At 71.1% G+C, this 21387-nt stretch carries 11 protein-coding genes; 2 read left to right on the forward strand and 9 right to left on the reverse strand.

Annotated elements, in window-relative coordinates; translation table 11 throughout:
* From ACZ6JY_RS06985 to trpD, 7 genes are all read right to left on the reverse strand, one after another.
* On the reverse strand, positions 1 to 8447 hold an 8447-nt coding region (locus tag ACZ6JY_RS06985; RefSeq protein ID WP_469193042.1), incomplete at its 3' end, for an amino acid adenylation domain-containing protein.
* Between the two features lie 152 nt (positions 8448 to 8599).
* On the reverse strand, positions 8600 to 8869 hold the full coding sequence (locus tag ACZ6JY_RS06990) for an acyl carrier protein (protein ID WP_469193044.1): 270 nt from the start codon (positions 8867 to 8869) through the stop codon (positions 8600 to 8602).
* Positions 8866 to 10614 carry a fatty acyl-AMP ligase gene (locus ACZ6JY_RS06995; RefSeq protein WP_469193045.1) on the reverse strand — a complete coding sequence of 583 codons (1749 nt, stop codon included), beginning with the start codon at positions 10612 to 10614 and terminating at the stop codon, positions 8866 to 8868. The genes ACZ6JY_RS06990 and ACZ6JY_RS06995 overlap by 4 nt, the downstream gene beginning before the upstream one ends.
* Positions 10615 to 10865: 251 nt before the next feature.
* Positions 10866 to 11819 (reverse strand): ArsR/SmtB family transcription factor, encoded by a 954-nt coding sequence (locus tag ACZ6JY_RS07000; RefSeq protein ID WP_469193047.1) that lies wholly within the window; start codon positions 11817 to 11819, stop codon positions 10866 to 10868.
* Positions 11820 to 11875: 56 nt separating this feature from the next.
* On the reverse strand, positions 11876 to 12361 hold the full coding sequence (locus tag ACZ6JY_RS07005; RefSeq protein WP_469193049.1) for a phospholipase: 486 nt from the start codon (positions 12359 to 12361) through the stop codon (positions 11876 to 11878).
* Between the two features lie 122 nt (positions 12362 to 12483).
* Complete coding sequence (locus ACZ6JY_RS07010; protein ID WP_469193051.1) at positions 12484 to 14409, reverse strand: AfsR/SARP family transcriptional regulator; 1926 nt, start codon at positions 14407 to 14409, stop codon at positions 12484 to 12486.
* A gap of 499 nt (positions 14410 to 14908) precedes the next feature.
* Complete coding sequence (gene trpD, locus ACZ6JY_RS07015) at positions 14909 to 15982, reverse strand: anthranilate phosphoribosyltransferase (RefSeq protein ID WP_469193053.1); 1074 nt, start codon at positions 15980 to 15982, stop codon at positions 14909 to 14911.
* Positions 15983 to 16126: 144 nt separating this feature from the next.
* On the opposite strand from trpD, the gene pdxR reads away from it, so the two are divergent.
* Positions 16127 to 17560 carry a MocR-like pyridoxine biosynthesis transcription factor PdxR gene (gene pdxR / locus ACZ6JY_RS07020; RefSeq protein WP_469193055.1) on the forward strand — a complete coding sequence of 478 codons (1434 nt, stop codon included), beginning with the start codon at positions 16127 to 16129 and terminating at the stop codon, positions 17558 to 17560.
* On the opposite strand, the gene ACZ6JY_RS07025 is transcribed toward pdxR, so the two are convergent.
* Together ACZ6JY_RS07025 and ACZ6JY_RS07030 are read right to left on the reverse strand one after the other, a co-directional pair.
* Positions 17509 to 18132 (reverse strand): anthranilate synthase component II, encoded by a 624-nt coding sequence (locus tag ACZ6JY_RS07025; RefSeq protein WP_469193057.1) that lies wholly within the window; start codon positions 18130 to 18132, stop codon positions 17509 to 17511. The genes pdxR and ACZ6JY_RS07025 overlap by 52 nt on opposite strands.
* Positions 18129 to 19655, reverse strand: a complete 1527-nt coding sequence (locus tag ACZ6JY_RS07030; protein WP_469193059.1) for an anthranilate synthase component I family protein — start codon at positions 19653 to 19655, stop codon at positions 18129 to 18131. The genes ACZ6JY_RS07025 and ACZ6JY_RS07030 overlap by 4 nt, the downstream gene beginning before the upstream one ends.
* 216 nt (positions 19656 to 19871) lie before the next feature.
* Here ACZ6JY_RS07030 and ACZ6JY_RS07035 point away from each other — a divergent pair, with 216 nt between their 5' ends.
* Positions 19872 to 21227 carry a class II 3-deoxy-7-phosphoheptulonate synthase gene (locus ACZ6JY_RS07035; RefSeq protein WP_469193061.1) on the forward strand — a complete coding sequence of 452 codons (1356 nt, stop codon included), beginning with the start codon at positions 19872 to 19874 and terminating at the stop codon, positions 21225 to 21227.
* The last annotated feature ends 160 nt before the right edge of the window (positions 21228 to 21387 follow it).

The following is a 21387-nucleotide window of genomic DNA, read 5'->3' on the forward strand; positions in this document are numbered from 1 at the left end:
CTCAACTGATGGAACGCCGACGGCGTCTGGTTGAGGACCGTCACCCCCTCCCGCACCAGCAGATCAAGGAAGTCCGCCGGAGACCGGCTCACCTCGTGCGAGACCACCACCAGCCGGCCGCCACGCAGCAACGGCCCCCACAACTCCCACACCGAGAAGTCGAACGCGAACGAGTGGAACAACGTCCACACATCATCCGCACCGAACCCGAACCAGTCATCCGTCGCACCGAACAACCGCACCACGTTCTGATGCGGCACCACCACACCCTTGGGCCGCCCCGTCGAACCCGACGTATAAATCACATACGCCGGATGCTCCGGCACCACACACCCACGCCTGCCCACCACACCCACAGCAGGCAGACCCGCCAACTCCGCCACCGTCACCGGATCATCCAGCACCAGCAGCCGTCCGCCACCGGTTCCCTCCGGCAGCCGGTCCGCGACGCCCGTGGACGTCACCGTCACCTCAGGACGGCAATCCCGCAGCACATGGTCCATCCGGTCCACCGGATACGCCGGGTCCACGGGCACGTAGGCCGCGCCCGCCTTCAGCACACCGAGGACCGCCACGACCAGGTCCGCCGAGCGGGGCAGCGCCACCGCGACGAACTGACCCGCTGACACGCCCCGGTCGATCAGGAGGTGCGCCAGCCGCTCCGCACGCGCGTCCAGCTCCCCGTACGACAACGACACACCCTCGAACACCACCGCCGTACGCTCCGGCGCCCGCGCCACCTGCGCCTCGAACAACGCGGGCAACGTCGAGCGCACACCCTCGGGCGGCAGCTCGGCGCCGGCCACACGTTCGTCGTCGGCCAGCACGTCCACCAGCGTCACTCGCTCGGTCGGCGCCGCGGTGACGGTGTCGAGGAGCCGCAGCAGACGGTCGGCCATGGACCGTGCGGTCCCGGGGTCGTAGAGGTCGGTGCTGAACACCAGCGCGGCGCGCATCCCGTCGGGGGCGCCGTCCGTGGTGTGGCGCTCGGCGAAGCCGAAGACCAGGTCGAACTTGGCGGAGCCGGTCCAGGCTGTGCCTTCGCCGACGGAAAGGCCCGGCATCGCCCGGCCGATCCGCTCATGGGCGGACCCTTCGGTGTCGAAGGTGAGGGTGACCTGGAAGAGGGGGTGGCGGGCGAGGGAGCGTTCGGGGTTGAGCTCTTCCACGAGCCGTTCGAAGGGCAGGTCCTGATGGGCATAGGCCGCCAGGTCGGTCTCCCGCACCCGCTCCAAAAGCTCGGCGAACGTCGGCCCGCCGGACAGGTCGTTGCGCAGCACCAGCGTGTTCACGAAGCAGCCCACCAGCCGCTCCACCGCCTCATCCGTACGCCCCGCCACCGGCGTACCGATCGGCACGTCCGTCCCCGCACCCAACCGCGACAACAGCACCGCCAGAGCAGCCTGCACCACCATGAACACACTCACCCGATGCCGGAGCGCCACCTCCACCACCCGCGCGTGCAGCTCCGCCGGCACCTCGAACTCCAGCCGCTCACCCCGGTACGACGCCACCGCAGGACGCGGCCGGTCCACCGGCAGCACCAACTCCTCCGGCAACCCCGCCAACGCCTCACGCCAGAACGCCAACTGACCACCCAGCAACGAATCCGGATCATCCCCGGACCCCAGCACCTCCCGCTGCCACACCGCGTAATCCGCGTACTGCACGGTGAGCGGTGTCCAGTGGGGTGCCGTGTCGTCCAGTCGGGCCGTGTAGGCCGTCGCCAGGTCCTCGGCGAGCACGGGCAGGGTCCAGCCGTCACCGGCGATGTGGTGGAGCAGGAGCAGCAGTCTGTGCTCGTCCGCCGCCGTCTCGAAGAGGGTGACGCGCAGCGGCGGTTCGGCGGCGATGTCGAATCCCGTGCGCACCGCCGTGTCGATGTGCCCGCGCACCTCGGACTCATCGGCGCCGACGAGGCGGACGACCGGCAGCTCGGGGCTGCCGGGGTCGAGTACGCGCTGGTACGGCCCTGCGGAGTCTTCGGCGAATACGGTGCGCAGCGGCGCGTGACGTGCCACCACGTCGGCCAGCGCGGCCCGCAGCGCTTCCCGGTCCAGGCGCCCCGACAGTTCGAGTACGAGCGGAAGGTTGTAGGTGGCGGCGGGTCCCTCGAAACGGTGCAGGAACCACAGCCGCTCCTGGGCGAAGGAGAGCGGCAGCCGGTCGGGGAGCGGCCCCGCGGTGACGGGGACGCGGCCGGTCTCCGCGGTCTTCAGGACCTCGGCGAGCCCTGCCACGGTGGGTGTGCGGAAGACGCGCTGAATGGGGAGTTCGGCGCCGAAGACGGTGCGGACCCGGCTGACCAGCCGCGTCACCAGCAGCGAATGCCCGCCCAGATCGAAGAACGAGTCATCCACACCCACCCGCGCGACACCCAGCACCTCCGCGAACAGACCACACAGGATCTCCTCCCGCGGACCACGCGGCAACCGCCCCGCACCCACCCGGTACTCCGGAGCGGGCAACGCCCGACGATCCAGCTTCCCGTTCACCGTCACCGGCAGCCCGTCCAACACCACCACCGCCGACGGAACCATCCCCTCCGGCAACTTCCCCGCTACCCACTCACGCACCACACCCCCATCCACCACACCACCCGCGACCGCCACCACATACGCCACCAAACGCCAGTCCCCCACCCCTTCCTCACGCGCGACCACCACACACTGCCCCACACCCGGAGCAGCCGCCACCACCGCCTGAACCTCACCCAACTCCACCCGCTGACCACGAATCTTCACCTGGTCATCCACACGCCCCACAAACACCAGATCACCCGACACGGTCCACCGCACCAAGTCCCCGGTCCGGTACATCCGCGCCCCCGCCACCCCGAACGGGCACGCCACAAACCGCTCCGCACTCAACCCCGCACGGCCCCAATAGCCATCGGCCAACTGCACCCCCGCCAGATACAACTCACCCACCAAACCCGGCGCCACCGGCCGCAGACCACCGTCCAGCACGAACACCGACGTGTTCCACACCGGACGCCCCATCGGCACCGACGCCCCACCCCCCGCACGGGCGGAGAAGTAGGTGACGTCCACCGACGCCTCGGTCGGCCCGTAGAGGTTGTGCAGTTGGGCGTCCATCACCTCGTGGAAGCGGTCGCACAGCTCACCGGGGAGCGCCTCACCACTGCTGAACACCCGCTTCAGTGAGGGGCAGTCGGCGGCGGTCGGCTCCGTCAGGTGGACCCGCAGCATCGACGGCACGAAGTGCATCGTGGTGATCCTCTCCCGGCGGATCACGTCCGCCAGGTAGGCCGGGTCACGGTGCCCGTCGGGCCGCGCCACCACCAGGGTCGCGCCCGTGATCAGCGGCCAGAAGAACTCCCACACCGACACGTCGAAGCCGGCCGGTGTCTTCTGCAGGACCCGGTCGTCAGGCGTGAGCCCGTATTCGTGCTGCATCCACAGGAGGCGGTTGACGATGCCCCGGTGCGGCACCACGACACCCTTGGGACGCCCCGTCGAACCCGACGTATACATCACATACGCCGCACCCTCCGGCAACGCCCGCGACACGAACCCACCCGCCGAACCAGACCCCACCCCATCCACACACACCACCGGAACACCCGGCACATCCACCGACACACCCGACACCGTCAACAACAACGCCGGCGCCGCATCCCCCACCACATACCGAACCCGCTCCACCGGATAATCCACATCCACCGGCACATACGCACCACCCACCTTGTGCACCGCCAGCAAAGCCACCACCAGCTCCACCGACCGAGGCACCATCACCCCGACCCGATCACCCACCCCCACACCACGCGCCACCAACAACTCCGCCACACCACACGCACGCGCATCCAACTCCGCATACGACAACGACACACCCTCGAACACCAACGCCACCGCATCAGGCGTCCGCCCCACCTGCTCCACAAACAGATCAGCCAACGAAACCGACGGCACCACAGCCCCCGTCGCATTCCACTCCACCACCACCCGCCGCGACTCCTCACCCGACAGCACATCGAGATCGGACACACGACGACCGGGGTCGGCGCACACCTGGTCAAGGACGCGCAGGAGGCGGTCCGCGACGGCGCGAGCCGTCGCCGGGTCGAAGAGTTCGGTGCTGTACTCGAGGCCGCCGTACATGCCTGCCGGGGCGCCGTCGGCGGTGAAGCGCTCGCCGAGGTCGAAGGAGAGGTCGAACTCGGCTGTGCCGGTGTGGCTGGGCAGCAGTTCGGCGTCGAGCCCCGAGAGCCGGCTGAGCGCGTTGATCCCGTCGTGACGGTAGGTGTTCTGGAAGGCGAGCATCACCTGGAACAGCGGGCTGCGGGACAGCGACCTGGCGGGGTTGAGCTCCTCGACGAGGCGCTCGAAGGGCACGTCCTGGTGGACGTACGCGGAGAGGTCGGTCTCGCGGACCCGGGCGAGGAGTTCGCTGAAGGCGGGGGCGCCGGACACATCGGTGCGCAGCACCAGGGTGTTGACGAAGACGCCGACGAGTTCCTCGACCGCCTCGTCGGTGCGCCCGGCGATCGGCGACCCGATCGGGATGTCGTCGCCGCCGCCGAGCCGTGAGAGGAGGGCCGCGAGGGCGGCCTGCACGACCATGAAGACGCTCGCGTTGTGGGTGCGCGCGAGGGTGACCATCCGGCCGTGCAGCTCGGCGGGCACGTCGAACTCGAAGTGGGCGCCCGCGCCGGTGGCGACGGCGGGCCGGGGCCTGTCGACGGGGAGCGGCAGCTCCTCGGGCAGGCCGGCCAGGGCTTCCTTCCAGTAGGCGAGTTGCCGGTCGGCGAGGCTGTCGGGGTCGCCGGGCGTACCGAGCGCGTCGCGCTGCCACAGCGCGTAGTCGGCGTACTGGAAGGGCAGCGGGGCCCAGTCGGGTGCGTTGCCCCGCTGACGGGCGGCGTACGCGGTGGCGATGTCGCGGACGAGCCGCTCCATGGACCAGCCGTCCGCGGCGACGTGGTGGACCACGAGCAGCAGTACGTGCTCGGTGTCGGCCGTCCGGAAGAGCCTGGTGCGCAGCGGCGGTTCGGTGGACAGGTCGAAGCGCTCACCGGCCACGCGGTCGAGACCGGCGTCGAGGTCCGCGGGCGCGATGGCCGTCACCGGGAGGGCGGGGCGGGCCTCCTCGGGGCTGAGCACGGTCTGGCGCAGCCCTTCGGAGTCCTCGGTGAGGAGGGTGCGCAGGGGCTCGTGGCGGTGGACGACGTCCGCCATGGCGGCGTGCAGCGCCGCGCGGTCCAGGGTGCCGGAGAGCCGGAGAGCGGCCGGGACGTTGTGGGTGGCGTTGGAGTCCTGGTCCTCCATGCGGTCCAGGAACCACCAGCGGCGCTGCCCGTAGGAGGCGGGAATGCGTGCGGGGCGCGGCCCCGCCGAGCGCGGGGGTTCGCCGACGGCGCCCGCGGATGCCAGGGCAAGGGCGAGGCCCGCCGGGGTGGGCGTGTCGAAGAGCTGGCGGACGGTCGTCTCGGCCCGGAAGGCGGCCCGTACGCGGGAGACGAGCCGGGTGGCGAGCAGGGAGTGCCCGCCCAGGGCGAAGAAGTCGCTGTCGGGGCCGACGTGCGGCAGGCCGAGCACCCGGGCGAACAGCTCGCAGAGCAGCTCCTCCTGCGGGGTGCGGGGAGCGCGGGCGGGGGCGTCGTCGGCGTACTCGGGCGCGGGGAGCGCCTTGCGGTCGAGTTTGCCGTTCGGGGTGAGCGGGATGTCGTCCAGGAGGACGACGGCGGACGGGACCATGTACTCGGGCAGGACGTCGGCGAGTTGCTCGCGCAGCGAGTCGGGATGGGCGCCGCCCGCGGGGACGGCGTAGCCGACGAGCCTGATGTCCCCGGTCCTGTCGCCGCGGGCGATGACGACGGCCTGGGAGACCTCCGGCAGTTGGGCCATGGCGGCCTGGATCTCGCCGAGCTCGATGCGGTGGCCGCGGATCTTGACCTGGCCGTCGGCGCGGCCCACGAACTCGACCGTGCCGTCGTGCCGCCGGCGCACGAGGTCGCCCGTGCGGTACATGCGTGCGCCGGAAGCGCCGTGCAGGGGGGCGAACGGGTCGGCGACGAAGCGTTCGGCGGTGAGGCCCTGGCGCTGCCAGTAGCCGCGGGCCAGCCCCGTGCCCGCGACGTACAGCTCGCCCACGACCGTCGGCGGGACGGGGCGCAGGGCGCTGTCGAGCACGTAGGCGCGGGTGTTCCAGAAGGGACGGCCGACAGGCACCGGTCCGTCCGGGGTGGGCTCGCCCGGCTCCAGGCGGTGGTCGAGACAGTTCACCGTGGCCTCGGTGGGGCCGTACGCGTTGTACACCACGGCGTCCGGGTGCCGGCGGCGCCAGGTGTCGAGGGCGCTGCCGTGCAGCGCCTCGCCTCCGATGATGAGGGTGTCGCTGGGTGAGGCGGCGTCGGGGAGGGCGTCGAGGAGCTCCAGATGGCTCGGGGTGACCTTCATGAAGGAAGGCCGCTCACCGGCGCCCGCGGTCTCTTCGTCCAGGTCGCCGATGCGGACGTGGCCACCGCTGACGAGCGGGGTGTACAGCGCGGTGACCGTGAGGTCGAAGGCGACCGGGGAGTGCAGCAGGGAGCCGCCGGCCGCGGCGGGGTACGCCTCGCGGGCCCGCTGGAGGTAGGCGGTCAGGGAGCGGTGCTCGACCACGACCCCCTTGGGGCGGCCGGTCGATCCCGAGGTGTAGATGACGTACGCGGGGTGGTGCGGCAGGAGCGGTGCGGTGTGCCTGCGGTCGTCGGCCGCGGGGCCGCCCGGCCCGTCGTGCGTGGCGGCGGTGGTGTCGGGCACGTCGATCAGTACGCGCCGGGACGCGGGGCCCGGGACGCGGTCGGCGAGCCGGGTGTCGGTGACGATCAGCGCCGGTTGGCAGTCATCGATCATGTACTGGACGCGGTCGGCCGGATAGTCGGGGTCGACCGGCACGTACGCGGCGCCCGCCTTGACCACGGCGAGCAGCGCGACGACCAGTTCCGGGGAACGGGGCAGCACCAGCGCGACGAACTTCTCGGGGCCCGCACCCTCGCGCCTCAGCCGCCGCGCGAGACGGTCCGCGCGCTCGTCCAGTTCGGCGTAGGTGAGGACCTGCTCGCCCGATGTGACGGCCGGGGCCTCGGGGGTGCGCCGTACCTGGTCGGCCCAGAGGGCGGGCAGGGTGGTCGCGGGCACGTCCTTGGCGGTGTCGTTCCACTCCACGACGGCGCGGCGGTACTCGTCGGCGTCCAGCAGGTCGGCCCGGCCGATGGGCAGGGAGGTGTCGGCGACGAGCCGGGAGAGGTGGGCGAGGAACCGGTCGCGGTGGGCCAGGAGCTCGGCGTCGCTGTACAGGGCACCATGGGCGTCGAAGTCGACGCGGATGCCGTCGGCGGCGTCGGGGGTTCCGCTGATGTGTACGGACAGGTCCCGCACCCGGCCGGTGGAGAGCTGGCGTGCCGTGGCGGTGGTGCCCCCGAAGTCCAGGGACTGCTCGTGGCCGACGACGTTGACGACGGGGCCGGCCAGCGGGTTCGTGGCGTTGCGCGCCAGGTCCCGGTGGATGTCCTCGCCGCGGTAGCGCTGGTGCTTGACCGCGCCAAGCACCTGCTGCCCCACGTGCGCGGTCAGGTCGGCCATGGTGTCGGACGGCCGCACACGGATGCGCAGCGGTACCTCGTTGGCGAGCATGCCGGGGGTGGTGAGGGCGGCGCGGCCGGTGCGCGCGGCGATCGGGAAACCGATGAGGACGTCGGATACGGAGGTCAGCCGCTGGAGGTAGGCGGCGAAGGCGGCGGTGAACACCACGGTCCAGCGGGTGCCGAGCGCCTTGGCCGCCGCCGTGAGGGCGCTGACCTGCTCGTCGGAGAGGCGGGTTGCGGCGCGCAGGTCGCTGTGGGCGGGGGGTGCGGAGCCCGGTGCGAGGCGCGGGGCCTCGGGGGCGTCGGCCAGGGCGTCCCGCCAGTACGCGCCGTCCCGCTCGTGGGCGGGGGAACGGCGGTAGCTGGTGTCCTCGTCGAGGAGTCGGGACAGGGGTCCGAAGGGGGTGGTGGGTGGTTCGGCGCCCCGCGTGTACGCCGTGTACAGCTCGGCGATCCGCCGGCAGTGCAGGATCTGGCCCCAGCCGTCGAGGGCGATGTGGTGGTAGCGGAAGGCGAGCAGGTGGCGGTCGGGCGCGACGCGGATCAGCGTGTGCCCGTACAGCGGCCCGCGGGTCAGGTCGACCGGTACGGCCAGGTCGGCCTTCATCCTGGCCAGGGCCGCGGCGTACGGGTCGGGCTCACCGCTCAGGTCGGCGTGGGCCAGCGGTGCGGTGCCGGGGAAGGTCTCCTGCCACAGGCCCTCGTCGTCCTCGCCGAAGCGCACCCGCAGCGCCTCGGTCTCCTCCACGGCGCGGGTGACGGCGCGCTCCATGAGGTCTTGGTCCAGGGGCGCGTCGATGTCGAAGAACACGCCGCAGTTGTAGAGCGGCCCGGCCGGCTCCAACTGCTGTGCCACCCAGACACCCAACTGTGCGGCCGACGCACGGTGACGCGTGGATCCACCCTCGGACATACTCAACCTGCCCTTTCTGGGACTTCTTCGATGAGTGCGCGGCCCTCCCCGGGAGTGCCGTCTCCACGGGCAGGGGCTCGGGGATGCGGTGCGGGTCAGCCGACCGCGTCGACGGCTATCTCGGCCGCCAGGAATTCCGCCAGGAGCGCGATGGTGGGGTACTCCCAGGTCAGCGCCGCGTCCAGGCTCAGTCCCCAGCGGTCCTCGATCTCACCGATCAGGGAGACCGCCTGGAGGGAGTCCACTCCGTACTCGGCCAGCAGGAGGTCCGGCGGGACATCCTGGCCCTCCCTGCCCATGAGGTGGGCGATCCGCCCGGCCAGCCACTGCCGTATCTCGGTCTCTGACGCGCCGTGTGTGGTCATACCGCCGCTCCCGGCGTCGCGTCGTCGGCGTACACGCTGTCCAGGCGTCCTTCGGCGAAGAGTTCCTTCATGGCGGCGCGCTCGATCTTGCCGCTGGTGGTGCGGCGGATGCCACCGCGGCGGACCAGGACCACCGCGGACGGCACGACCCCGAAGTCCCGCGCGACGCTCTGCTTCATGCGGGCGGTGAGTCCGGCCAGTCGCCGCTCGTCCAGGCCGGTGCGCACCTCGTGGGTGATGACGAGGTTCTCCTCGGTGTCACCGTCGGCGTGCGGGCTCGCCGTGACGGCGAACACGGCGCCCACGTTCCCCAGTTCGGGGTGGTGGGCCCTGAGCTCGTACTCGATGTCCTGGGGGTAGAGATTGCGGCCGCGGAAGATCATCATGTCCTTGATGCGGCCGGTCACGTAGAGCTCACCGTCGTGCACGGCGCCCAGGTCACCTGTCCGCAGGAAGCCCGCCCTGCCGTCGGCGGTCACCGCGCGGAACGTCGCGTCGGTGGCCGCCTCGTCGCCCCAGTACCCCTGGGCGACGCTGGGTCCGCGCAGCCAGATCTCGCCGATGCCCCCGGCGTCCAGGCACGTCCGGGACGCGGGGTCGACGACGGCGACCTCGAAGCCCCGCGCGGTGCCGTTGCTCGGCAGGGCCCGCCCCTGGTCGGCGAAGGGTGTGGGGCGGAACTCGCGGCGGGCGAGGGCCTCGGCGTCGACCCTGGTGACGACCGGTACGCGCGGGGGTGCGCCGGAGACGAACACGGTGGATTCCGCGAGGCCGTAGCACGGGGACGCGGCCTCGGCGCGGAACCCGGCGGACGCGAACCGTTTGGCGAACTCGGTCATGGAGCCTGCCTGTACGGGCTCGGAGCCGTTGACCGCGTAGCGCCAGCGCGACAGGTCGAGCCCCGCGATCTGTTCGTCCGTCACCTTGCGGGAGCAGTAGTCGTAGCCGAAGTTGGGGGCGGCGGACCAGCTGATGTCATAGGCGTCGATCATCTTCAGCCAGTGGTGCGGCCGCTTGAGGAAGGCCGTCGGGTCCATGAGCACGCAGGTGCTGCCCCTGAAGAGCGCGGGCAGTGTCTGGGCCATCAGACCCATGTCGTGGTACTGCGGGGCCCACCCGCCGAACCTCGCGTCCGCCGGCACCTCAAGGGTGGAGCAGAGGGTGGCCGCGTTGGTGAGCAGGTTCCCGTGGCTGATCATCACGCCCTTGGGCGTGCCGGTCGACCCGGAGGTGTACTGGAGCAGGGCGAGCGTGCCGTGGTCGGCCCGGGGCGCCGACCACTGTGTGCCGTCGGGGAGCTCACCGTCGTCGGTGACGATCACGGGGAGCCGGTCGAGCCCTTCCTCCGCCGCCCAGTGCTCGACCGCCGGCAGGTTCGCGGTGTCGGTCAGCACGGCGCTCGCCCGCGAGTCCGCGGCGATGGCCCGCACCCGCCTGCGCTCGTGGGCGAAGCGCCCCGGCAGGGGCGCAGGCACGGCGACCATCCCGGCGTACAGACAGGCGACGAAAGGGACGATGAATTCGGCCGGCGGGTAGAGCAGCAAGATGCGGGAGCCGGCCGGGTGGCGGCCGGTGAGCAAGATGGCCAGTTTTCGCGCCTGCGAGTCGAGTTCCGCGTAGGAAAGACGGGTCGCGACATCCTGCTCGGGGTCGCGCACCCAGATCAGGGAATCCTGCCCCGGACGGTCGGCGGCCCAATTCCGGAGGAGTTCCGTCGCGCTGGGATGATTCGTTGCGTCGGACATGCCCGTCGATTCCTCAATTCTCCGATGGGAATTACCTGTTCACAGTCGCCAGCGCATTGCGAAGCTATCCGTCGCGAGAACTCGGCGTCAAGGACGGGATTCAGAGCGAAGAGGGCTGGTCGACAATTGCCGTGCGGCCCGCCGGATCGCCTGTCACCGTTTTTAAGCGAGGGCTTAATGAACGGTTCCGGCGCCAACTGCGTCTTTCACTGACGCCTGAATGACGGCGTGACGGGGGTGGGGGTCCTGTCTCATGCCGCGGGCATCCGAGATTCGACGCCGCCCCATGGCTCGAAGGCGGCGGCATCCCTGTTCCGCACCCCGAGCAATGCCATTCCCAGTGGAGTGACCGTGTGCACGACGGTGTTTCGGTTGCGGCGCGTCGTAATGAGTCCGGATTCCCGGAGAATTGCCGTGTGCTGACTGGCGCCGGCCGAGGAGATGCCCAGCCTCTCCGCCAGTTCGGAGGTGGTGCACGCGACGGTGAGCGCCTGCAGGGCGGCGGCGCGGGTCCGGCCGACCAGGGCGGGCAGCGCCTGCACGATGTGGTCGGGCTCGTCCCACAGGTCGGCGGCCCGCGGGAAGTCCGGCGGCACCGCGAACACCAGGGCCGCGTTGCCCGACTCCGGCTCGGAGCGGATCAGCATGCCCGGCTGGTGCGTCAGGAAGAGGGAGGGCACCAGGAGCAGGCCCCGGCCGTCCAGGTGCACGTCCCGGTCGGGGCCCGGCACCTCAAGCACCGGGCTGCGCCAGAGGATCTTGGAGTGCAGGGTTTCGAGCAGCCGGTCGACGCCGCCCGACATGGTGATCCGGCCGCGGGCGTTGCACTCGGACTCCAGTTGGTTGCGCACGCGGTTCCAGTACGGCGCCACGGCGCAGTGCCACACGTCCCAGACCGCCGTCAGCGCCTCTTCGCGCGAGAGCCCCAGTGCGAGCAGGGGCCCGTCGTCCGCGTCCGGTGACCTGTCCACCAGGCAGAGAAGGTCACCGGGGGCGCGCACCCGGCTCTGCGGTGAGGCGAGGAGGCCGGCCGGCACGGTGCGCTGCCGCAAGTGCTTCGCGAGACGGTTGCGCCAGCGCAGATGCGGGGCGGCGCCCGGCCTGCCGAGCATTCCCAGGGCGAACACGGTCTCGGCGACCGGGCCGAGCGTGGGGCTCAGCCGGGTGCGCGCCAGATCCTCGACCGTGAAGTGAATCCTCTGCACGTTCCTTGCCCTCCACCGAGACACTGACGACGGACACTGCTACGCGGGAGCGGGTGTCACGCCGCCTTCACGTGCGCCTGCGCCTCCTTGACGCCGAGGATGCGCACCGCTTCGTAGTAGACCTTCGCCAGGCTGTCGCATTCGGTGCGCTGCTCCCCGCCGTAGCCGGCGCAGACGCGCTTCATGTCGGCGTAGAAGGCGCTGTCGATGCGGTCCTTGTTCGCGTCGAACTGACCGGCCGCCTTGTAGTTGCGGTACCCGAAGTCATGCCGTGCACATGACATCTTAAAAGGGTAGCCGTACGGATTGTCCGGGGAAGAGGTGCAGTAATCGGTGGACCAGTTGAACCCGTAGGCAGACCAATTGCCCTGGTTCTGCCGGGCGCTGTTCCACGCCGCGTAGCTGGAAGCGCTTGTCTGGGTCCAGCTGGACAGCACCTGGGGCTTGTCCGCCGGAGCCGCCTGCGCCGGAATGGCCGTCCCGAGGGTCGCCGCCAGCGCGGCACCGGCTGTGGCCATCGACATAAGTACCCGAGAACGCATCGTTGAACCTCCGAAATCGGGCGCGGCTCAGCCGAGCCACGCAGAACACGTGGAAACACGCGGATTCGATCGTGCGTGCTCCTCATTCTGCGTAACTCGGCTATGGCAGCTTTATCGCGGGACTATGTCGGGCACGCGCCGGAGGCCAGACGGGTCGGCCGGACGTGCTGCGTCAGCCGTAACGTCGTGCGCTCCAGGGATTCCTCGTGGAGCAACTGCTGGGCGTGCAGCCGCAGAAGGTGCGGATAGCGGTAGTGCAGACCTGCGCCGCGCCGCATTCGTCTTCGCCCCTCAAGGATGTTGAATCCGAGGAGGTTGAGTTCGAGCAGGTTGAGGTCGACGAGCCGTTCCAGGGTGTCCTCGGCGTCCGCGGCCCTGGTGCGCAGCACATCGGCCGCGGTGCGTACGTCGAAGTCGGCCGAGGGGCTGGCGCTCAGCGCGCGGTACGCGGCCGCCGTGTCCTGCGGCACATGGCGCAGCGCCCGGTCGAAGCAGGCGCGCAGCGAGCTCTCGCCATGGCTGAGCGCGTCCAGGCGGCGCGCCGGGTCGGACAGCCGCGTGACCAGGTCCTCGACGCTCCAGTGCGGCTTGCTGTCCAGCCTCATGCCGGCGGCCCGTATGGCGAGGGGCAGCCGGCCGCACAGCTCCAGGAGCCGGTCCACGGCCTCCGCCTCGGCAGCGGCCGGTTCCCGCCCCGTGCTGGCGGCCAGGAGCGCGATGGCGTCGTCGTGCTCGACCGGGCCGAGGCGCAGGCCCTTCGTGCCCCGGCCGTGCATGAACTGTTCGAGGCCGGTGATCAGGACGCAGCACTGTCCACCGCCCGGCAGCAGCGGCTCGACCTCCCGGAACGCGGTGGCGTTGTCGATGATGACGAAGGCGCGCCGGTCGGCGAGCATGCTGCGGTAGGCGGCCGAGCACTCGCCGAGGCCCTTCGGCACCAGGTCGGGATGCATGCCGAGGGAGCGCAGGAACCGCTGCAGGACGCGCAGGGCCGTGCGCTCGGGCGTCCCGGCCGCCGCGTCCCGGATGTCCACGTAGAGCTGGCCGTCGGGGAAGTGCCGGGCGTTCGTCCGTCCCCAGTGGACCGCCAGCGCGGTCTTGCCGCTGCCGGGGCTGCCGCTGATGAAACACACGGCGGTGCGCCGTCGCCCGGGCTCGGCGGCCAACAGGAAGTCGAGCTCCCGTAATTCAGCGGTCCGTCCGATGAAGTCTCCGTTGTCCAGCGGCAGTTCGCACGGACGCCCGAGCTGCTCGGCCTCCACGGCCGGGCCATCGGCGACCGCCGGGGCAACGGACGTGTCGTTGAGTATCGCGTCGTGGAGCGCCTGGAGTTCGGCGCCCGGCTCCAGGCCCAGCTCGTCGATCGACAGCGCGCGGCCCTCGCGGAACGTGTGCAGCGCCTCGGCCCGCTGACCCGCGCGGCACTGGGCCCGCATGAGGGTGGCTCGCAGTTGCTCACGGAGTGGATGCGTGTGCAGCAGCGCCCTCAACTCGCCGATGATGGAGCGGTGTTCACCCAGTTCGAGGCGGAACGTCATTAACTGTTCCGCTGCCAGCAACCGCTGTTCCGAGAGGCGTGTCGCCGCCATCTCGGCGAACTGCGCGGGTACGTCGCTCAACGCCGGTCCGCGCCACAGCGCCAGCGCCTGTCTGAGGAACTCGGCCGCTTCCGCCAGATTCCCCTCCCGCCCGAGGCCGTACCCGCGCTCCGCTCCGCGGGTGAACTCCATGGCGTCGAGGCGGTGCCCGGCGAGGGAGAGCTGATAGCCGGGCTGAACGGTGGCGATCACCTCGCCGGTGCATCCGGCCCTCCGGAACAGCTTGCGGAGCTCCGCCACGCAGATCGAGACCTGGGTGCGCGCGGTGTTCGGCGGTCTCCCGTCCCAGACGTTCGAGATCAAGGATTCGACCGAAACCACTCCCCCCTGGGCCAGGAGGAGGTGGGCGAGTACCGCCCGCTGACGCACGCCGCGAATCTGCAGCGGCTTTCCGTCGACGGCGGCCTCCAGTGGCCCCAGTATCTTGAACTCCAGGCCAAACCGGGACATATCGTCCCTTTTCTCTCCCTCCGCGAGTCCTTGTCTGAGCATCGAACGCCGACCTTGGCCTTGATATGCCATCGCGCGAACTCCCCCGTCGTGTGAGAGACGATCCCCTGGAACGCTTCCTTCCCGGACACCAACGACAACGAGATCTTCGCACGGCGAAGGTGCGCACAGCCATCAAATCCCGCCAGGTATGACACCTTCCGCAGAGCGCGCGAACGCCCCAGGACGCCTCAACAAGGGGCTTACCAGCGCCAGTTGTCCACTCAATAACCGCGCGATGGACTGCACATAGCCACAGGCCGCATGATCCGGTGAGGCCCGTCGTCCGGATACTTCGAGTGAGCACAACCGGCGGCCGGAAGCAACTGGTCGGCCCGAGTCATGGTGAAGAAGACATGCGGATGAGCCGATGGGCATCCGTGGCGGAGCGCCGGCGCTGATCGCGCCACGGATGCCCATCGGCTGAATCTCCGGCCGACGGGTGTCGTGCGGCTCCGGCTCAACCGGTGGAGGCAGCTGTGGCGGAGGTCAGTTTGGTGGTCACGGTGATCCAGTCGTCCAGGACCTGCGCCGCCGCACCGGAGTCGACGGCCCGGGCCGCACGCTCCACTCCGTCGGCGATCCGCTCGGTCACGGGCCGGTCGTCGGGATCCAGCGCGGCCAGCCCGGCCGCCGCCGACAGCAGCACGGCGTCCCTGACGGGGCCGCGCTCACCCGCGAGCACCGCTCTGGCCACCCGGGCGTTGTGGACCCGGTCGCCGCCCCGCAGCGCTTCGACCGGGGCGCGCCCGATGCCGATGTCACGCGGATCGAGGCGGGTCCGGTGAACCTCACCGCCCTGCACCGACCAGATGGTGGACGTGGTGCTGACGGTGAGCTCGTCGAGGCCGTCGTCGCCCCGGAAGACGAGGGCCCGGGTGCCGCGGCGCGCGAGCACCCCGGCGATCAGCGGAGCCATCCGCAGGTCCGCGACGCCGACCGCGTGCGCGGCGGGCGCCGCCGGATTGGACAGCGGTCCCAGCACGTTGAAGACGGTGGGGACGCCCAGCTCGCGCCGGACCCCCGCGGCATGGCGCATCGAGGGGTGGAAGCCGGGGGCGAAGCAGAAGGTGATCCCCGCCTGGGCCGCCGTCTCCGCCACATGGTGCGGCGACAGGTCGAGCGGCACGCCGAGCTCCTCCAGCACATCGGCGGAGCCGCAGGCCGAGGAGGCGGAGCGGTTGCCGTGCTTGACCACCCGTGCCCCGGCACCCGCCGCGACGATCGCCGCCATGGTGGACACGTTGACCGTCCGGGCGCCGTCACCGCCGGTGCCGACGATGTCGAGGGCCGGGCCCGGCACGTCGAGGGGGCGCGCGTGCGCCGCCAGCGACCGCACCAGGCCGTCGATCTCCTCCACGGTCTCGCCCTTGGCGCGCAGCGCGATCAGGAACGCCGCCGTCCGCGCGGCCCCCGCCGTCCCGCTCATCATCTGGTCCATCGCCCATTCGGTGTCGCCGGACGTGACATCGCGATGGGCGAGCAGAGCGGTGAGAAGGGCGGGCCAGTCCCCCGCATACGTGCTTCCGGTCACGTCGAATTCTCCCTGAGTTCGCGGGCAGCGCCCCATGCGGTTGGCTCGGTTCACCGGCCCTCATTCTGCGAGCCGCGGCCACCGGTCCACCAGACCATTTGAGGAAATCAGTGCGGTCCAATTACGCACGGGAGGAGTCGGGAAATGAGCTGGCGCACTTCGATCGACGTCTCGCGTAATTCCGGGGAATCCCTCACCACACAGATCCAGCGCGTGCTCAAGCGCGAGATCACCGAAGGGGTGCTGCACCCGGGGACCCGGCTGCCGCCGAGCCGCCGCCTGGCCGACGATCTCGACGTGTCACGGAGCGTCGTCGTGGAGGCGTACGGCCAACTGATCGCCGAGGGTTACCTGGAGGCGGTCCAGGGCTCCGGCACCCGGGTGGCCCGCCATCTGTCGACCACGCCCGGGACGGTCGTACCCACGCTGCTGGACGAGGGCCGGGTGCCGTCCGTCCGCTGGGACCTGCGCACCGGCAGGGCCAACGTGTCGCACTTCCCCTACCGGGAGTGGCTCGCGGGCTACCAGCGGGTTCTCCAGACGGCGCGGCAGTCCGATCTCGACTATCCGCCGCTCTCGGGGGCACCGGCCCTGAGGGAGGAACTGGCCCGGCATCTGGGGCGGGTGCGGGGAGTGCGCACCACACCGGGACAGGTGATGGTGGTGTCCGGGTTCGCCCACGGCCTCGGCCTGCTCTGTGCCGCGCTGCCCGAGTCGCACATCGACGTGCTGGCCATGGAGGAGCCGGGTCTGCTGCGGCAGCGGGAGTTCGTGCGGGAGACGGGCCTGCGCACCCGCGCCGTCCCGGTGGACGACGAGGGGATCGACGTGGAGGCCCTGGCTCGCAGCGGAGCGCGCGCCGTCCTCGTCACCCCGTTCCACCAGTTCCCCACCGGTGTCACGATGTCACAGGAGCGGCGCGCGGCACTGGCCCGGTGGGCCCGGGACGTCGACGGCTATGTGATCGAGGACGACTACGACGGCGACTTCTGGTTCGACCGGCGCTCCCGGCCGCTCGCGCTGCAACGGCACGCCCCCGAGCGGGTGGTGTACGCGGGCACCACCTCCAAGTCCCTGGTCCCCGGGCTCCGGCTGGGGTGGCTCGCCGTGCCGGGTGAACTCCTGGCGCCGCTCGAACGGGCCCGCTCCCGGCGCGACCTCGGCTCGGACAGCCTCACCCAGCTCGCCTTGGCCGAGCTGCTCGGATCGGGCTCGTACGACCGCCACATGCGCAGACTGCGGGCCCGCTACCGGCTGCGCAGGGAGACCCTCGTCCACGCTGTGCGGCACTCCCTGCCGCAGGCGCGCGTCGGCGGCGCGGAAGCGGGCCTGCACGCCTACGTGCGACTGCCGCACGGCACCGACGAGGCCGCCCTGGTGGCCGCCGCCCTGGACCGGTCGGTGCTCGTACGCGGCGGACGGGAGTTCCACAGCGGACCGGCGGGGGCACGGCCCGCTCTGGTGGTCGGCTACACGTCGTTGCCCAGGTCCGGGCTGACGGAGGCCCTGCGGCAGTTGGGCGCCGCCTACACCGATGTCTCGGGGCGCGTCTCCCCGGCGGCGGCGCGCATCGCCTGACCCGTGGGGCACATGGCGAGGAAGTTGCCCAGCATGGCGAGCCCGCCCCCGGTGGCGATGGACTCCGGATGGAACTGCACCCCTTCCACCGGAAGGGTCCGGTGCCGCAGCCCCATCACGTATCCGTCGTCGGTCGACCGGGCGGTGACCACCAGCTCGTCCGGCAGCGGCTCGGCCACGACGAGCGAGTGGTAGCGGGTGACTTCCGCCGCGTCACCGGCGCCCCTGAACAGTCCTTCCCCGTCGTGCCGCACCGTGCTGGTGCGGCCGTGCATGATGTGCTCCGCGACCCGCACCCGGCCGCCGAAGGCCAGCGCGATCGCCTCGTGTCCCAGGCAGACCCCGAGCAGCGGCACCCGGCCGGCGAAGGAGCGGACGAGCTCGACGTGGCCGCTGTCCGCGGGGTGCCCCGGCCCCGGGCCGAGTACCACCGCGTCGGGGGCCGACGCGGTGAGCCGGGCCTCGGTGCGGGTACCGGAGCGCACCACCTGGGTCGTGGCGCCGAGTGTGCGCAGATAGCGGTCGATGATGTGGACGAAGCTGTCGTACGCGTCCACGAGCAGCACCCTCATTCCGCCGCCTCCAGCTCCGCACCGGTGAGCGCCCAGTAGGTGGCGCCCATCTTGGCCAGCGTCTCCGCCCACTCCGCCACGGGGTCGGACTCGGCGACGATGCCCGCCGAGCTCTGCGTCGAGTACGTACGCCCGTCGTACACCACGGAGCGGATGCACAGCGCGAGTTCGCTCCAGCCCCGTACGTCGATCAGGCCGACCGCTCCCGCGTAGGCGCCGCGCGGCTCGTGTTCCAGCGTGTCGATGATCTCCATGGCGCGGATCTTGGGGGCGCCGCTCATGGTGCCCGCAGGGAAGGTCGCACGGAGCACCGCCCAGGTGTCGGCGTCGGGCCGGAGCCGCCCGGTCACCGTGGAGACCAGGTGGAAGACGTGGGAGAAGCTCTCCACCGAGAGCAGCCGGTCCACCGGCAGGGTGCTCGGCTCGCTGACCCGGCCGATGTCGTTGCGGCACAGGTCGACGAGCATGATGTGCTCCGCCCGTTCCTTGCGGCTGGCGAGCATCTGGGCCACGCCCCGTTCGTTGGCCGCCGCGTCCGGCCCCCGGCGGGCGGTCCCGGCGATCGGCCGCATGACGATCCGGTCCCCCTCGGTCCTGACGAACAGCTCAGGGCTCGCCCCGATCAGGGTGCTGCCCGCGCGGGGTACCAGATACATGTACGGAGAGGGGTTGCGGCCGCGCAGTCGCCGGTACACGTCGACCGGGTCCAGGTCGCTCTCCACGTCGATCCGGTGGCCGATCTGAATCTGGTAGACGTCCCCGACCCGGATGTGCTCCAGGCACCGCTCGGCCCAGCCCAGGAAGGTCTGCCGGTCCACGGTGTCGCGCACGGACCGCGGCGCGGGGGCGTCGGGATGGCCCAGGGACGGCGAGCCCAGCGCCCGCCCGGCCAGCTCCGTCATGTCGGGAACGGGCACCTGGTCGAAGCCGGGACCGTCCGCCCGGCGCAGCTCCACCCCGCCGGAGTCACGGTCGTACCACACGGTGTCGCGGAAGAGGGTGAGCGTGATGTCGGGGGTGGCGGACGCCGACGCGCGCGGCCGGAACCGCTCCATGTGCCAGGCGGCCTCGTACGAAAGGGTGCTCAGGAACCCGAAGGCGTAACGGTCCTCGGACACCGGGGTGTCCAGATCGAAGAGCGTCTGCGCCCGGCTCAGCAGCTCCCACATCTGCGCCGCGGAGCGGAAGGCGCGGCGCGCCGGCCCCCGGCCCGCCGGATCGTCCCCGGCCGCCTCGCCCTCCTCGTCCGTCGTCATCCCGGCCCGCTCCGCGACGCGTACGAGCGCGGTGCGCAGCTCAGGCAGCCCGTCCACCTCGATGTGCGTCGCGTACACCCGTATCTCGGCCAGACGCCCGCAGCCGACGACGGCGGGCCTGCGGTCCTGCTCGGGTCCGACGGGACTCTCCGTGAGGAAGACGTCCTGTCCGCCGCGCTCACCGCGCAGCAGCGCGTAGAGGTCGAAGGGGGCGTGCGGTGGCAGTTCGGTGGTGGTGACGCGCACGCCGACGCGTTCCGCGGACACCCCCCGGGAGATTGTCTGCGTTCCTGTCCTGCCGGGCATGCGGTCCTCATTCGAATTGATCCGCTGGATTGGTTCGGTCAGCCAAGCAGGCACCGCGAGAGGGGGACCAGACCAATTCCCGGGTGCCGCTACGGTCCATTCACCGCATTGCTTGACCCTTTTGTGACGGCGCGGATTGGATTACGCACTCACCCCACTCACCGGAATGGGAACCGAATGAATCCGATGGAGAAGCCGGCCGCGGCCCAGAGCTGGCGCGGTCTGCCCGCCGCTCAGCAGCCGGACTGGCACGACCGGGACGCGCTGCGCCGCGTCACCGGCGAACTGGCCGCCGCTCCCCCGCTCGTTCAGCCCGCCGAATGCGACCGGCTGCGGTCCCGGCTGGCCGCCGCCGCGCGCGGGGAGGCGTTCGTCCTGCAGGGCGGTGACTGCGCGGAGACCCTGGGCGGCGTCACCGCCGATTCCATCCAGGGCAAGCTGAAGACCCTGCTCCAGATGGCGGCGATCCTCACCCACGGGGCCTCGGTACCCGTGGTCAAGATCGGCCGGATGGCCGGTCAGTACGCCAAGCCCCGCTCCAGGCCCACCGAGACGCGCGACGGGGTGACCCTGCCCTCCTACTTCGGCGACGCCGTCAACGACCGGGCCTTCACGGCCGAAGCGCGCCGTCCCGACCCCGCACGGCTGCGCGGCGTGTACGAAGCGTCGGCCGCGACGCTCAACCTGGTCCGCGCCTTCGCGGACGGCGGCTTCGCGGACCTGCACCGGGTACACGCCTGGAACCAGGGTTTCCTGACGGACTCCCCCGCCGCCGGCCGCTATGAGCGGCTGGCCACCGAGATCGACCGGACGATGGCCTTCATGCGCGCCTGCGGGGTCGATCCGCGCCGGCTGCACATCACCGAGTTCTTCACCAGCCACGAGGGGCTGCTCCTCGACTACGAGTCGGCGCTCACGCGGCCGGACGACGACACCGGCAGACCGTACGCCACGAGTGCGCATCTCCTCTGGATCGGTGAACGCACCCGTGACCCGTCCGGCGCGCACGTGGAGTACTTCTCGCGCATCGAGAACCCGGTCGCGATCAAGCTCGGCCCCTCCGCCACCGCCGACGATCTGCTCGCCTACGCCGACCGGCTCGATCCGCAACGCCGCCCGGGCCGCCTGTTCGTGACCCGGATGGGCCGCGAGCGCGTCAGGGACCTGCTCCCCGCGCTGATGGAGAAGGCCGTCGCCAACGGCATCCAGGCCTGCTGGATCACCGATCCCATGCACGGCAACACGTTCACCGCGGACGGCGGCTACAAGACCCGCCGTTTCGATGACGTCATCGACGAGGTCAAGGGCTTCTTCGAGGTGCACGAGGCGCTGGGCCTCCAGCCCGGCGGCATCCATGTCGAGCTGACCGGCGAGGATGTCACCGAGTGCCTGGGCGGCGGTCAGGACGTGGGCGTCGGCGACCTCGCGCGCAGCTACGGAACAGCCTGTGACCCGCGCCTCAACCACAGCCAGTCCCTGGACCTGGCGTTCCTCGTGGCCGAGATGCTCCAGGACTGCCGCCGGGCCGGCTGAGTCGCCCGTCCGCGCAGGTCAGAGACTGCTGGGCCCCGGTCGGCCCAGCAGGCGGCACGAGGTGGGGCCGTAACCCCGGGAAGCCATGCCCACTGCTCCGTTAGCATGATCTGGCTCACGAGGGTCACCTTGTTCCGACATCTAACACATCGGCCAAACA

It is taken from the genome of Streptomyces sp. NPDC046335 (assembly GCF_055587985.1).

Coding starts and splice junctions, on each gene's coding strand:
- ACZ6JY_RS06995 (WP_469193045.1), bottom strand. CDS start 10,614: ATGTCCGACGCAACGAATCATCCCAGCGCGACGGAACTCCTCCGGAAT.
- ACZ6JY_RS07035 (WP_469193061.1), top strand. CDS start 19,872: ATGAATCCGATGGAGAAGCCGGCCGCGGCCCAGAGCTGGCGCGGTCTG.
- ACZ6JY_RS07010 (WP_469193051.1), bottom strand. CDS start 14,409: ATGTCCCGGTTTGGCCTGGAGTTCAAGATACTGGGGCCACTGGAGGCC.
- ACZ6JY_RS07025 (WP_469193057.1), bottom strand. CDS start 18,132: ATGAGGGTGCTGCTCGTGGACGCGTACGACAGCTTCGTCCACATCATC.
- ACZ6JY_RS06990 (WP_469193044.1), bottom strand. CDS start 8,869: ATGACCACACACGGCGCGTCAGAGACCGAGATACGGCAGTGGCTGGCC.
- ACZ6JY_RS07005 (WP_469193049.1), bottom strand. CDS start 12,361: ATGCGTTCTCGGGTACTTATGTCGATGGCCACAGCCGGTGCCGCGCTG.
- pdxR (WP_469193055.1), top strand. CDS start 16,127: ATGAGCTGGCGCACTTCGATCGACGTCTCGCGTAATTCCGGGGAATCC.